The sequence below is a fragment of the Pallidibacillus thermolactis genome, from assembly GCF_025660415.1.
Classification (GTDB): Bacteria; Bacillota; Bacilli; order Bacillales; family Caldibacillaceae; genus Pallidibacillus; species Pallidibacillus thermolactis.
Genome location: NZ_JAOUSE010000064.1, coordinates 1 through 14,834, shown reverse-complemented (window position 1 = coordinate 14,834; position 14,834 = coordinate 1). Strand labels below are relative to the sequence as shown.

The 14,834-nt window shown below is 34.9% G+C and carries 10 protein-coding genes; 8 read left to right on the top strand and 2 right to left on the bottom strand.

Annotated elements, in window-relative coordinates; translation table 11 throughout:
* Nucleotides 1-153 precede the first annotated feature (153 nt).
* Complete coding sequence (locus OEV82_RS14465; protein WP_173662629.1) at nt 154-384, bottom strand: DUF378 domain-containing protein; 231 nt, start codon at nt 382-384, stop codon at nt 154-156.
* A 154-nt stretch (nt 385-538) separates the two neighbouring features.
* On the opposite strand from OEV82_RS14465, the gene OEV82_RS14460 reads away from it, so the two are divergent.
* Both OEV82_RS14460 and OEV82_RS14455 read left to right on the top strand, forming a co-directional pair.
* A complete protein-coding gene (locus OEV82_RS14460) occupies nt 539-1,702 on the top strand; it encodes an iron-containing alcohol dehydrogenase (RefSeq protein ID WP_263062258.1) in 1,164 nt (387 codons plus the stop codon).
* Between the two features lie 126 nt (nt 1,703-1,828).
* Nucleotides 1,829-3,175 carry a glucose-6-phosphate isomerase gene (locus OEV82_RS14455; protein ID WP_173662627.1) on the top strand — a complete coding sequence of 449 codons (1,347 nt, stop codon included), beginning with the start codon at nt 1,829-1,831 and terminating at the stop codon, nt 3,173-3,175.
* 176 nt (nt 3,176-3,351) lie between these two features.
* Here OEV82_RS14455 and OEV82_RS14450 read toward each other — a convergent pair whose 3' ends face one another.
* Nucleotides 3,352-4,359 carry a potassium channel family protein gene (locus OEV82_RS14450; RefSeq protein WP_173662626.1) on the bottom strand — a complete coding sequence of 336 codons (1,008 nt, stop codon included), beginning with the start codon at nt 4,357-4,359 and terminating at the stop codon, nt 3,352-3,354.
* Nucleotides 4,360-4,723: 364 nt separating this feature from the next.
* On the opposite strand from OEV82_RS14450, the gene OEV82_RS14445 reads away from it, so the two are divergent.
* The 6 genes from OEV82_RS14445 to argH all read left to right on the top strand — a co-directional run bounded on the left by OEV82_RS14445 (nt 4,724) and on the right by argH (nt 14,491).
* Nucleotides 4,724-5,659, top strand: a complete 936-nt coding sequence (locus OEV82_RS14445) for a dipeptidase (protein WP_173662371.1) — start codon at nt 4,724-4,726, stop codon at nt 5,657-5,659.
* Between the two features lie 253 nt (nt 5,660-5,912).
* On the top strand, nt 5,913-8,405 hold the full coding sequence (locus OEV82_RS14440) for an NEW3 domain-containing protein (protein ID WP_317634322.1): 2,493 nt from the start codon (nt 5,913-5,915) through the stop codon (nt 8,403-8,405).
* Between the two features lie 651 nt (nt 8,406-9,056).
* Nucleotides 9,057-10,064, top strand: a complete 1,008-nt coding sequence (locus tag OEV82_RS14435; protein WP_263062260.1) for an extracellular solute-binding protein — start codon at nt 9,057-9,059, stop codon at nt 10,062-10,064.
* A 51-nt stretch (nt 10,065-10,115) separates the two neighbouring features.
* Complete coding sequence (locus OEV82_RS14430; RefSeq protein WP_263062256.1) at nt 10,116-11,192, top strand: ABC transporter ATP-binding protein; 1,077 nt, start codon at nt 10,116-10,118, stop codon at nt 11,190-11,192.
* Nucleotides 11,193-11,219: 27 nt separating this feature from the next.
* Nucleotides 11,220-12,926 carry an ABC transporter permease gene (locus tag OEV82_RS14425; protein ID WP_263062259.1) on the top strand — a complete coding sequence of 569 codons (1,707 nt, stop codon included), beginning with the start codon at nt 11,220-11,222 and terminating at the stop codon, nt 12,924-12,926.
* A gap of 47 nt (nt 12,927-12,973) precedes the next feature.
* A complete protein-coding gene (argH, locus tag OEV82_RS14420) occupies nt 12,974-14,491 on the top strand; it encodes an argininosuccinate lyase (RefSeq protein WP_263062255.1) in 1,518 nt (505 codons plus the stop codon).
* Nucleotides 14,492-14,834 lie beyond the last annotated feature (343 nt).

Here is a 14,834-nt window from a genome sequence, read left to right as displayed (position 1 = left end):
CTGGACATGGAAAAGACCATGTCCAGCCTAAATAAGATAAGAATCTTAGAAAATGATGAGCAAAAAAAGACAAATCCCAACTCAAATGAAGCATTTGAGTTGGGGTTTGTCGACAGTCTGAGCCTACCTATATAATAGGTAGGCTTATTTTTATTAACGATTTGTTCTAGGTTCAGTTCTGGATAATTCAACATTCGGTTTGAATAGTAAACCAAGGTTAATTAAACCAGCGATACCGACTAGACTATAAATAATTCTTGATAACATTGAATCATAACCACCAAAAATAGCTGCAACTAAATCAAATCCAAATAATCCAATTAGTCCCCAATTGATTGCACCGATAATGGTTAATGCTAATGCAATTCGTTGTAATCCACTCATGTGTGTATCCTCCTTTTTGAAAAAGAATTTATCTAGTTATAGAATGAGGATAATTAAACAATTCTATGCACCCGATTAAAAAATTTGTCATTTAAGTTATATGTTTTAAAATCTTAAGAGGGGTATAATAGATGCATATAGAGGAGGTCCATGCATGAGAAATTTTGAATTTTATAATCCGACTAAATTAATATTTGGAAAAGGTCAAGTCGAAAAGTTGCGTTATGAAGTACCGAAATATGGAAAAAAGGTATTACTTGTATATGGTGGAGGCAGCATTAAGCGTAATGGCCTTTATGATCAAGTGGTGAAAATTTTAAAAGAAATCGGCTCAGAAATTTTTGAGTTGCCAGGTGTTGAGCCAAATCCAAGAATTTCAACCGTACGTAAAGGAGTCGATCTTTGCAAATCAGAAGGCATTGAATTTTTATTAGCTGTCGGTGGAGGTTCTGTTATAGATTGTACAAAGGCAATTGCTGCCGGTGCCAAATATGATGGAGATCCATGGGATTTTGTAACGAAAAAAGCTTTCCCAAGTGATGCTTTACCTCTTGGAACTATATTAACATTAGCTGCTACAGGTTCTGAAATGAATGCGGGTTCTGTTATAACAAATTGGGAAACAAATGAAAAATATGGTTGGGGTTCAGAGCATGTTTATCCAAAATTTTCAATCCTCGATCCTGTCAATACATTTACAGTGCCGAAAGACCAAACGGTATACGGCATAGTGGACATCATGGCCCATGTATTTGAACATTATTTTCATCTTGATGAAAATACACCTTTACAGGACCGGTGGTGTGAATCCATTTTACAAACAGTGATTGAAACTGCTCCAAAATTAATAGAGGACCTGGAAAATTATGAATACCGGGAAACAATTCTTTATTGTGGAACAATGGCATTAAATGGAATGGTATCCATGGGGTTTGAAGGAGATTGGGGGACTCATGATATCGAGCATTCTGTATCTGCGATTTATGACATTCCACACGGTGGTGGACTGGCGATCTTATTCCCGAATTGGATGAAACATAATTTGTCAGTTAAGCCAGAACGATTTAAACAATTAGCAATTCGTGTATTTGGTGTGGATGCAACAGGTAAAACTGATGAAGAAGTAGGGCTTGAGGGAATTCATAAACTTCGAGAATTTTGGAATTCCATAGGTGCACCAAGTCGACTTGCAGATTATGGTATTGACGATCAGAAAATGGACATGTTAGTTGATCGAGCGATGCGAGAAGGTGGCCCAGGTGTATTTAAAAAGTTAACCGCCGAAGATGTTGAAGCGATTTATCGTGCATCGTTATAAACATGAAAACTTATTCGTTCGTTAAATCTTAAAAAAAAATTCACTGATTGTTTACCATCCATCCCTTGCCAATCTTACTTTATTGAGATAAAGTTAACAATATAAAAAAGTTATTGGAGGTTTAAAATGACTCATATCCAATTTGATTATTCAAAGGCTTTGGCATTTTTTGGAAAACATGAAATACAACAACTACAAAGTCAAGTCAATGTCTCACACAATGCTTTACACGAAGGTACGGGAGCAGGTCATGATTTTCTTGGTTGGATTGACTTACCTGTGAACTACGACAAAGAAGAATTTGCTCGCATTTTAAAAGCGGCTGATACAATCAAAAACAATTCGGATGTGCTACTTGTTATCGGTATTGGTGGTTCATACCTCGGCGCTCGTGCTGCAATTGAAATGTTGAACCATAGTTTTTACAATTCCTTACCGAAAGAAAAACGCACTACACCACAAGTTATTTTTGTTGGTAATAATATCAGTTCTACATATATTTCTGATGTGATTGATTTATTGGAGGACAAAGACTTTTCCATTAATGTAATCTCTAAATCAGGAACAACGACTGAACCAGCTCTTGCGTTTCGGATTTTCCGTAAATTGCTTTTAGATAAATATGGAAAAGAAGAAGCAAAACAACGGATTTTTGTGACAACCGATAAGCAAAAAGGTGCATTAAAAACGTTAGCTACGGAAGAAGATTATGAAACTTTTGTAGTTCCTGATGATATCGGTGGTCGTTATTCTGTTTTAACAGCTGTTGGCCTTTTACCAATTGCCGTTAGTGGTGTAAATATTGAAGAAATGATGGCAGGTGCTGCAAAAGCTCGTGAAGATTTCTCTAGTCCTAATTTAGAGGAAAACCTTGCATATCAATATGCAGCGATCCGTAACATTCTTTACAACAAAGGGAAAACGATTGAAATGCTCATTAACTACGAGCCTGGTCTGCAATATTTTGCTGAATGGTGGAAACAATTATTTGGTGAAAGTGAAGGTAAAGACCAGAAAGGGATTTTCCCAGCTTCTGCCAACTTCTCAACCGATCTTCATTCTTTAGGACAGTATGTACAAGAAGGTCGTCGTGATATCTTTGAAACCGTAATTAAAGTTGACAAACCTCGTCATGATATCACGATTGAAAAAGAGAAAGTTGATTTAGACGGATTAAACTATTTAGCTGGAAAAACCGTTGATTTTGTGAATACGAAGGCATTCGAAGGAACGGTTTTAGCTCATACAGACGGACAAGTTCCAAACTTGATTGTTACGATACCAGAAATGGATGCTTATACATTCGGTTATTTAGTTTATTTCTTTGAAAAAGCATGTGCGATGAGTGGATACTTATTAGGTGTGAATCCATTTGACCAACCAGGAGTAGAAGCGTATAAAGTAAATATGTTTGCACTACTTGGCAAACCTGGTTTTGAAGATAAGAAAGCAGAGCTAGAGAAAAGATTGTAATTTTCAATAATATTGTGAAATAGCGAGTCTATGTTGACTCGCTATTTTTGTGAACTACAAATCATACAAACATTTAAAGTCATAGGAAATGTCTTTTTAAGTAGTGAAAACGACAAAGCGTCAGAAATTGAGATCCTCAAAAGTTATTAACAACATTATGTTTATGGAACGGATTTTTACTCACATTGATCATTATCGCGGGAAATGATCAATAGCTCATCACTATTTTGTAATATTGTATCTAAAGGAGGGAGCATTTTTGTTCGATCCTCCCGTTTTATCCCGAGTAATATTTTTTCCTCTTCTAAAAAAACTTGACTTACTGATGCAAATGTTTGACCAGCAAAGGCATGCTCTTTTACTAGTTGAATGCGTGCACCACTATGTAAATCAACTAAATCTAATAAGGCATTTGAGATACCAGGTGAATACATTGCGTGTTGCATAACTGAACTAATTAATTTATTTGATTCGATAATACCGTCAGCTCCAGCTCTTTTCGCATTTATTATTTGTTCAGAAGTCAGGATTTCTGCAATACAAAAAATGTCAGGTGCCACTCCTTTAATGGCTACAATAAATAAAATGGTATTCATATCTGCATTTAACTCTGTTCTTGTAGGATCAGATGTTATTAAAATCAGGGAAGCTTCTTTTATATTTGCTTTTAATAATACTTCATCAGTAGCTGCATTTCCTTTTACAAATAAAATATTACTTTCCTTTGTAAAGGGGTTTTCTTTTAAATTGGAATCAATAAGTACGATCAATTGATTTGGATGGATTTCTTTAAAACATTTAATCATTTCCTTTGTCCGTTCATTCCAACCTACAATGATAAAATGATCTTTCCAGTTCACTTTCATTTCCCCCTTTCCAACGGCACTCTGTTTTTTTACAGTAGATGAAGAAAGTGCTACAAAATAAGCAGCTACAATCCCTGCACCAATAAAAATTAGTATAATGGCCACCAATCTTCCCTCTATTGTTCCAGGAACATAGTCACCATAGCCAATCGTTGATGTTGTAATTATTGCCCACCATACGCCATCAAAAATAGTTGGAAATTGATCTGGCTCGATATAGTGTATTATCGTTCCGAAAAAAAGGATGACAATTATTACAATGAATAGTAGTCGTAGTAAATATGGAAACCTAAGAAACCAACGATATATGGAAACCATATATAACCCCCTAATGAAAAATGCGATATAAACATTATTGACGTAACCAATTGATCTAAAACATGATCGCTTGTGGTTTGGTATTTACGTTGACCTACTAAAAATAAATAGGATAATTGAGCATATCGTAAAAGACAGAGAGTTTATTGTTGATGAGCCTGATTATTTCTTTGAATAAGATCAACCATAGAATTTCAAATTTCCATGTTGTTACTTAGACAGATTTTGATGCTAATCGAATTTTTATAACCTTTGACTTTATTATTTATCTCTTATAAGATTTAACTAAAATTTTTAGAAAGCATACGATATTGTAATAAAGGCTTACAGTCGGATGTCTTCTTACTAAAGAGGTGGAACAAGCATGCATGTGATCGACTTACATTGCGACGCGTTATGGAAATTAGCCGAACATAAAGGAAAGTTAACATATCGTAATTCAAAAGAACTGGACACAAATTTGACTCGTTTACAAGAAGGGAAAGTAAAGGTGCAAGCCTTTGCGATCTTTTTAGAACCGGATATTAAATCCGATCAAATGTTCCAAGCTGCCTTGGAACAAGTGGACTATTTTTATGTAGAGGTATTAGCAAAAAATCCCGAAATGAAGCATATTAGAAAATGGTCTGACTTTGATACGATAGAGGATGGAGAAATCGGTGCCTTTTTAACTCTGGAAGGTGTTGATGCAATAGGAAATGATTTAACTAAGCTTCGCACGCTTTATAATCTTGGTGTCATGTCTGTTGGACTAACATGGAACTATGCTAACCTAGCTGCGGACGGAGCAAGTGAACCGAGAGGTGGGGGACTGACAAGTTTCGGTAAGGAAGTTGTGAAGTTAAATAATGAATATGAAGTATTCACGGATGTTTCACATTTATCAGAACGGGGATTTTGGGATGTGATGGAGTTGGCGGATTTCCCGATTGCAAGTCATTCGAATGCGAAGGCCATATGTAACCATAAAAGAAATTTAACTGATGAGCAAGCAAAGGCAATGTTTGAAAGAGGTGGGATGATTCATGTTGTATATAATCCACCGTTTATTAAAGAAAATGGTAAAGTTTCCATCGATGATTTAGTAAAACATATTGAACATTTTTGTGAATTAGGTGGCGTTAATAAAATTGGACTTGGTTCAGATTTTGACGGTATTGAAACAAAGGTCAAAAATCTTGAAAATGCAGCAATGACACAAAACTTGATACTAAAACTTTTAAAATATTATAAAGAGGATGAAGTAAAAGGATTTGCATATCAAAACTTTTTAAATCATAGACCAAAAAGTAGGGGCTGAGCAATTACCCCTTCTATTTTTTATGGGACAATTTTCGGTATTTACCTATTCGTTACACGAAATCTTTCTCTCATTGTAAAATTAGTAGAATAAATATAGGTAACAAGACTTAAAGCACCTCCTTAAAATTAGTATAAAATAGTCCGTGTATAATATTAAAAACATTCAAAAAATATAGTATTGTTTTAGTAGGTTAGTCATAGTAGTGAGCGACAATGGAGAAAAAATGAAGGAGGGCTATAAAGTGAAAAAAATGTTGAAAATCCTATTATCGATTTTATTGATTGCATCTTTTCTTCCAACAAAACAAGTTCTTTCACAAACAAAGGAAGAATCAGACGTTGAACTGTGGAATGTCCTTAAACCGCTTAGTACAACTGTAACATTTTTAAATACTGGTGCCCATCCCGATGATGAAAGAAGTGATTTCCTAGCTTATTTATCAAGGGGTCTCGGTGTTAAAACAGCGAGTTTAATTGCGAATCGGGGAGAGGGTGGACAGAATGAAATTGGAACAGAATTAGGTGATGCTCTTGGTATTATTCGTTCCAATGAAATGATTGAAGCAGCAAAAATAACAGGTGTGAAGGCTTATCATTTAAGTGAAACAACATCAGATCCAATCTATGATTTTGGATTTTCCAAATCTCCTGAAGAAACCCTTCAAAAGTGGGGTGAAGAGCTTACTTATGAACGATTTATCCGCTTTATACGAACGTATAAACCTGATATCGTTATGCCCTCATTTCGGAATGTAGATAGCCAACATGGACACCATCGAGCAATATCCATTTTATCATTACAAGCATTTGAAGATGCCGCAAATCCAAATATTTTCCCAGAACATTTGCAAGAAGGGTTAACACCTTGGCAAATTAAAAAGGTCTATTTACCAACCGATTCCAGTTCTAATCCTAAGAAATCTACTTCCATTGAAATTGGTATTTATGATCCGATTTACAAAATGACATATCCTCAACTAGGTGAACAATCCCGATATATGCACAAGAGTCAAGGAATGGGAGAAGATATCCCTGCTGAGCCCCGACAAGTTCATATTGAACTAGTTAAAGCTGTTGATTCGTCCAATCATCCCGAATTATTTACCGGCATCCCATATGACTTTATGGAATGGGCAGAGCTTATACCACAAAATGACTTAAAAAATCAATTAAAAAAATTACAAAAAGACTTAAATCAAATCATTGAACTTTATCCAAATCGTGAAGAGATCTTACCAAGTCTACAAAAATCATTAAAAGATGTGGAACGTTTAATAAGTAAAGTTGAAAAAGCCCATTTAGAAGAAGATACAAAAACGGATTTGCTTCACAAATTAAAAATGAAAGAACAACAGTTGAAAGATGCAAGTTTTGTTGCATCGAGTCTTGATGTGAAAACAACAATCAATACGCATATACTAACCCAAGGAGAAAAGGCAACTGTCAAAATGACCATTTCGAATAATGGAAATAGGGATATTCATCATGTTGAAGCTTCTCTTCTCTTACCAGAAGGGTGGGAAAATAGTGGTACACAAAAAATTTCAACATTAAAACGAAATAAATCCGAAACAATTAAGTTTAATATACAGGTTCCTCCTAACGCCAAATATTTTGATCCATATGGAGAACCCGTTATTAAAAGTAAAATTAAGTTTAAGGAAAATGGCTATACAACTGAATCGATACTAGACCTTGAGGAAACAGTTGCGGTTTTACCGGAATTGAGTGTAACATTAGATCCGCAAAATGTTGTGGTAAACACGGTAGATGTACAAGAAACCATACCGGTAACTGTAAAAGTGAAGAATTATGATGAAGATGCTAAAAAAGTGAACGTCAGCTTAAAACTTCCAGAAGGTTGGTCAAGTACTCCTGTTGAAAGCGAAATCTCTCTGACAAAACGATTTGAAGAAAAAGAGACTACCTTTAACTTAACTCCACCGAAAGATATAAAATCAAGCAATTTTATAATTGAAGCACAAGCAACAGCAGACGAAAAAACTTATAACACTAATGTTCAAGAAATTTCTTATAAACATATTAAAGATTCATATTATCAATACCCAGCTAAGATTAACGGAGTTGCTTTTGAATTATTTAAACCTAACCAACTCAAAATTGGGTATATTGAAAGTGGTTTCGACAAAGTGGCCGATTATTTAATCAATGCTGGTTTTGACGTAACTAAATTAACAAAGGATGATTTAGCAACAGGAGATCTCTCACAATATGATACGATTATCACTGGTATTCGTGCATATTTATCTAGGGATGACTTAGTCGAAAACAACGACAGATTATTAGAGTACGTTAAAAATGGGGGGCATGTCGTTGTTCAATATCATAAAACAGGTGAAAGATTTGAAGGACAGGCACCATATCCAATTAAAATTGGCAGCCCGTCGATTCGCTGGCGTGTTACAGATGAAACTGCCCCAGTCGAGGTAATGAAACCGGACCATAATCTGTTACATACTCCAAACGAAATAACTGAAGCGGATTGGGAGAATTGGGTCCAAGAAAGAGGTTTGTATTTTCCAAGCGATTGGGATGAGAATTATGAAACCTTGGTAAAGATGGGAGACCCTGGAGAAGAGTATTTTGAAAGTGGTATTTTATTAGCTGAATATGGAGAAGGAACCTATTTATATACAAGTTTAGTATTTTATAGACAAATGGAAAACCAAGTGCCAGGGGCTTACAGAATATTTGTGAATTTAATCAGTTACGGAGCAGAGTAATATATATGTAATAAGGCTCATTGGTTAATGGGCCTTGTTTTTAGTTTGAAAAGTAATTTTGGAAGTAAGGTGATATAAAGTTAATATTCTAAAAATATTGACTTATCAATTTATTAAGAATAAAATTCCTTTAGTTAGTTACTATAACGAAATAACTCTATTGCTTTCTATAAATATTCCAAGATTAATAAAGTGATTCATTAACTAATATGATAGTTATGTACCAATTACTTTCAACCGAATTGAGGATTGTCGATGCAAGTAAGCAATTGTGTTATAGGGAATGGGATAGGTAGTGGACTTAGATTAAATGGGAAATTTATATGAAACGTTCAGCTGCAGCAGAAATTAGCTTTATGATGATTGGTGCTGAAGCAAAAAGTGGGATGAATATGAGGGGATGTAATCCAGGTCATTTCGAAATATCAACAGGTTGAATATGTTTGAAGGTTCGGTTCATTCCTCCTCGTGATTTGAGGCATATACCGGGTACCACGCATAGTTAAATAACGCTTTAGTTAATTAAGCTGGTTTGTATGGACAGTTTATCTAGCATTCGAACATATCCGTCAACCGGCATTTATAAAATAGAAAATGGGAGGGGTTTATGTGAGAAAAAAAAGTCTTTTTAGTATTTTAATTGTTTTGTTTATGCTTTTTGTAACCGCTTGTAGTAGTTCGAATGAAAACAAAAGCAATTCTTCGTCTCCATCAGGAAATCTTGTGATTTATACAGCACGGGATCAAACCGTTGTTGATAAAGTAAAGAATATGTTTAATGAAAAGTATCCTGATATTCAAGTGGATGTGCTAACAATGGGAGCACAAGAAATTTTAGAACGTGTTCGAGCAGAAAAAACAAATCCACAAGCAGATTTTTGGTGGGGTGGAACACAGTCTGCCTTTATGCAAGCGGCTGAGGAAGATTTATTAGAACCTTATAAGCCTAGTTTTGATGAGGCAATTAAACAGGAATATAAAGATGCAGAAGGTCGTTGGTACGGTGAAATGTTATTGGCAGAAGTAATCATGTACAACAGTGATGTTTTATCAAAAGAAGAAGCTCCACAAGATTGGGATGAATTGTTGGATCCAAAATGGAAAGATGAAATCATTATTCGTGGAGTACTACCGTCCGGCACAATGAGAACGATTTACTCGGCGATGATTTATCGTCAAGATCCTAATGATCCTGAAAAAGGGTTTGAATGGTTAAGAAAATTAGATGCAAATACGAAAGAATATGCCCAAGATCCTACGAATTTATATTTAAAATTAGCACGTCAAGAAGGCACAGTATCTTTATGGAACTTGCAAGATATTTTGATTCAAAAGTATTCCAACAACCAACCGTTTGATTATGTTTATCCAACAAGTGGTGCCCCAATATTAGTTGATGCAGTAGGTCTTGTGAAGAACGCTAAAAACCTAGAAAACGCTAAGTTGTTTTATGAATTTTTGTTTGATAAAGAAACGATAACACAACTATCAAAAGATTTATACCAAATCCCATCTCGTACAGATATCGATCCTTCTACAATGCCAGAATGGTATCAAAAGTTAGAATTGAAAGAACTCAAGTTAGATTGGAAGGTAATGTCTGAAAACGAAATGAAATGGATGGAATATTGGGACGAAAATATTAAAGGTCAAAATTAGAATATAACAGGGTGAATCTACACCCTGTCCTACATAAGCGAGGTGAAATGTTTGAAAAGCGTAAAACTTGATCATGTTTACAAAATGTTTGGAAATGCTAAAGGTGTTAAAGATATCAATCTTGATATCCAGTCAGGTGAATTTTTCACCTTTTTAGGCCCAAGTGGATGTGGAAAAACAACAACGCTTAGAATGATTGCAGGATTTTACTTCCCTACACGGGGAAAAATTTATTTCGACCAGCAAGATGTTACGACATTACAACCTAATAATCGAAATATAGGTATGGTTTTCCAAAACTATGCATTATTTCCTCATATGACTGTGTTTGAAAATATCGCCTTTGGATTACAAGTACGTAAACGATCGAATGCAGCTATTAAGGAAAAGGTGAATAACGTACAAAAACTTGTTCACTTAGATGGTTATGGTTCTCGTAAAATCACGGAACTTTCTGGAGGACAGCAACAGCGTGTTGCATTAGCTAGAGCACTAGTCATTGAACCGGATATATTACTCCTCGATGAACCATTATCTAATTTAGATGCCAAGCTCCGCGAGGAAACTAGAGTTGAAATTAAAAGATTACAAGTAGAATTAGGAATTACAACTATATATGTAACCCATGACCAGCATGAAGCAATGGCAATGTCTGACCGAATTGTAGTAATGAATAAAGGGAAAGTTCAGCAAATTGGTACACCTCAAGAAATTTATAACGCCCCTGCCAATACATTTGTTGCTTCTTTTATCGGAGAATCAAATATTTTACAAGGAGTCATAAAAGAGATAAATGGAAATGTAGTTATTGTAGATTTAGGTGAAGGTGTGCAATTACGGGGGAATAAAAATAACTGTGGCCCGAATGTGCAATTTACTATTGGAGAAACTGTCAATTTGTCAATCCGACCAGAGATGATGGTGGAAGGTGATGGATCAAATGCAATATCAGGGGAAGTACAGCTAGTCGAATTTTCCGGCATAATGATTAAATATTTAGTAAAAGTCGGAAAAAACAAAATCAATGTTATGTTTGTTAATAAAGGAATCAATATATTAGAGCGTGGGGAAAAAATTACGGTCCATATTCCTGAAAATGGAATTTATTTTTTAGGAAAAGAGTGGTGAGATAAATTGAACTTGCCAAAAACAACGATGAAACCGAGTATTTGGACAAGATTAACGCAATCAAAATATTTCGTATATATATTAGTTTCTCCATTATTTTTAATACTTTTTGCCTATGTTATTTATCCATTATATAAAACCTTTTTACAGAGTGTTGTGGGAGAAGCTGGATTATCAACTGAAAGTTATCGGAACTTTTTTAGCCTTGAAAGTACGGCCAATCTAGAAGCGTTGTTTAATAGTGTTTTTATCTCCATAATTAGTGTGATTTCCTGTGCAATAGTTGGAGTTACAATGGCTTTTCTTTTACAAAGATATGAGTTTCCTGGCAGAAAAGTTTTATCTGTTCTCGTCTTAGTTCCGATGGCTTTACCGCCGTTAATTGGTGCGTTATCATTTACCTTTTTATACGGTGAAAGTGGCATTTTTCCTCGTTTTTTCCAATCATTACTAAATACAGACGAAGTCCCTTTTGCTTTAAGTGGAATATGGGGAGTTATCGTTGTTCATACATTTACGATGTACACATATTTTTATTTAACAGCTTCAGCAGCAATTAAAGATCTCGATCCATCTATAGAAGAAGCCGCTACGAGTTTAGGTGCGAGTAGATTTCGAATTTGGAGAAAAATTATCTTGCCGATGTTAACGCCTGCTATGGTCGCCTCATCATTACTTGTTTTTATGATCTCGATGGCTTCGTATACAGCACCGTTAATGTTTGGCGTTGAAAGAACAATGACAATGCAAATCTATCTTTCACGAACAAATGGAAATTTAGAAATGGCTGCAACACAGTCAACCATTCTCTCCATTGTTTCCATATTATTTTTAATTATCATGCGTTTGTATCAAAATAGAAGAAATTATCAAAATCAAAGTAAAGGGATTAGCGTTCATCGTACTGAGGTACGATCAACTTTTATGAAATACTTATCTATGATTTTATCTATCATAGGCACCATTATTTTACTCTTACCTATTCTCGTAATTGTATTAATTTCATTTTCAGTGGACGGTGAATGGACTGTACAAATTATTCCAACAGCCTATACACTCCAACACTATATTGATCTGTTTACAGACGGAGATACATGGAGGCCAATTTGGAATAGTATAAAAATGAGTACCGTTGCAGTAGTTGGTAATATCATCTTCGGTGTTGCTGCTGCTTATGCCATGGCTCGATTAAATTTTAAAGGTAAAACACTAATGGATACTTTGATTATGATTCCATGGGCATTACCTGGAACAGTTGTAGCGGTTAATCTGATTGCAGCCTTCAGTGAGCCGACAGTCTTTAGTTTTAATCAAGTATTAATCGGTACATTTTGGATATTGCCGTTAGCTTATTTTGTCCGCCAATTACCACTAGTATTTCGTTCGACATTCGCCAGCTTAATGCAAATGGATAAATCAGTAGAAGAAGCGGCAAGAAGTTTAGGAGCAAATTGGTGGTACTCATTTAGAAAAATTGTTTTACCAATTACAATGTCGGGTGTACTAGCAGGGACTTTATTAGCATTTGTTCAAGGATTAGGTGAATTTGTCGCCTCAATATTAATTTATAATGTATCAACAATGCCTATGTCTGTTGCAATATTCCAAAAGTTATACGCTTTTCAATTCGGAACGGCGTGTGCCTATGGTGTATTGCAAGTTTTACTAATTGTTATCGTACTATTAATCACGCAAAAATTAGAAGGTAGTATGGCGTCAAATAACATGATGTAGGATGGGATGTAAGGAGTATTTAATAAAAAAGGAAAGGACTGCTTCCATTGAAATCATATCGAAGTCATATTATAGAAAGAGAAGGTACGGAGTTTCCATCTCAGACCTATAAAGAAATCGTCTTAAAACCTGCATTTAATCAAGCGAAAAGGCATTTTATAAAGCCTATGTTACAGATTCATTTAGCACATATCATTATGCTTGTGGAAGAAGGAATTGTCAAAAAAGGAGAAGCCACGAAAATAATAAGAGCTATTCGAAAAATAAACGTTGAAGAAGTAGAACAAGCACACTACGACTCAAGATTTGAAGATTTATTTTTTCAAATTGAACATTTTTTAATTAAAGAAGCAGGAGATATTGCGGGCAATCTTCATATTGCCCGAAGTAGAAACGATATGGGCATTGCTATATACAGAATGACTTTACGTGAAAAAATATTAGAGTTAATTGAATCAGCCCTCGAGCTACGGGAAAGTTTAATTAATTTATCTTCTGAACATATTAATACGATTATGATTGGTTATACTCACACACAACAAGCGCAGCCGACTACAATCGGTCATTATTTAAATGCAATGACAGATTTACTAACTAGAGATATTGATAGACTGAAAGCCGCATATAATAATGTAAACCGAAGTAGTATGGGGGCAGCTGCTTTAACAACGTCAGGATTTCCTGTGAATCGAAAACGAATGCAGCAATTATTAGGATTTGAACAATTGATAGATAATTCATGGGATGCGGTAGCCGGTGCTGATTATATTGGAGAAACAGCTACTGTTGTCCAGCTTGCTGCAATTAATTTAGGACGTTCAATACAAGACTTTCTGCTATGGGGAACACAGGAATTTGATGCATTTAAACTAGCTGCTCCATATGTTCAAATCAGTTCCATTATGCCACAGAAGAGGAATCCTGTATCCATTGAACATATGCGATCACTTTTATCCAGTGTAGTAGGAAATTCTCAGACAGTATTAACGATGATGCATAATACACCATTTGGAGATATTGTTGATACAGAAGATGATATGCAGCCATATATGTGGAAGGCAATCGAAACTTTACAAGGCGTTTATCGACTTCTATCGAGTGTGTTAACAACAATGGAAGTGAATAAGCGAAAATTATTAAATCGCGCAAAGGAAAGTTTTGCAAATGTGACGGAGCTTGCGGATACATTAGTCAGGACAAATCATATACCATTTCGAAAAGCCCATGAAATCGTAAGTTCAACTGTGCAAGATTTAGTAATACAAAAGAAAGAATCGATAAATAACCTTACGTTAGATATTTTAAATAAACATGCAGAAAGAATTATTGGAAGAAAATTAAATTTAACAGAAGAAGCTTTAAAAAAAGCTCTAGATCCTCAACATTTTGTTCAAATCCGTACACTTGAAGGTGGGCCAAGTCCGGAAAGGATGACCAAAACCATTGAAATAAGAGAAAAGGAACAACAACAATTACAACAATGGTTGAAAGGAAAATATCAATTTTTACAAACAGCTTGTCGTTCAATTGAGAATATTGTAAAGGAATGGATAGGAAATAATTGATATTAACTTTCCAATACTAGCAATGATGGCGAACAAAAATCATTGCCGCAATAACGGATTGAGGAGGGGGAAAACCCTCAAGTAGAGGTTAAGATCAGTCTATATTGTGAAGTATAAAGGAAATTGAAACGCCGTTGGCAGGTTTCAATATAAATAGGTAAAGAGATTATTTGAAAAGTATTAGATAGTGAAATTTAATTTGAGTAATATTTTAATAATAGGCTCTGTTAAAGTTTAATGTTGATATTGAATAAAAAAATTTAGAACTTCCAATTATTTGGAAGTTCTAAATCATAGTATTGCCTTCTTCGACTAAAGTCCCCATTAGCAGAAGAAGGACCAA

Bases quoted from the DNA above. Each gene is read 5' to 3' on its own strand.
- OEV82_RS14465 (WP_173662629.1), bottom strand. From the start codon at position 384: ATGAGTGGATTACAACGAATTGCATTAGCATTAACCATTATCGGTGCA.
- OEV82_RS14460 (WP_263062258.1), top strand. From the start codon at position 539: ATGAGAAATTTTGAATTTTATAATCCGACTAAATTAATATTTGGAAAA.
- OEV82_RS14455 (WP_173662627.1), top strand. From the start codon at position 1,829: ATGACTCATATCCAATTTGATTATTCAAAGGCTTTGGCATTTTTTGGA.
- OEV82_RS14450 (WP_173662626.1), bottom strand. From the start codon at position 4,359: ATGGTTTCCATATATCGTTGGTTTCTTAGGTTTCCATATTTACTACGA.
- OEV82_RS14445 (WP_173662371.1), top strand. From the start codon at position 4,724: ATGCATGTGATCGACTTACATTGCGACGCGTTATGGAAATTAGCCGAA.
- OEV82_RS14440 (WP_317634322.1), top strand. From the start codon at position 5,913: ATGTTGAAAATCCTATTATCGATTTTATTGATTGCATCTTTTCTTCCA.
- OEV82_RS14435 (WP_263062260.1), top strand. From the start codon at position 9,057: ATGCTTTTTGTAACCGCTTGTAGTAGTTCGAATGAAAACAAAAGCAAT.
- OEV82_RS14425 (WP_263062259.1), top strand. From the start codon at position 11,220: ATGAAACCGAGTATTTGGACAAGATTAACGCAATCAAAATATTTCGTA.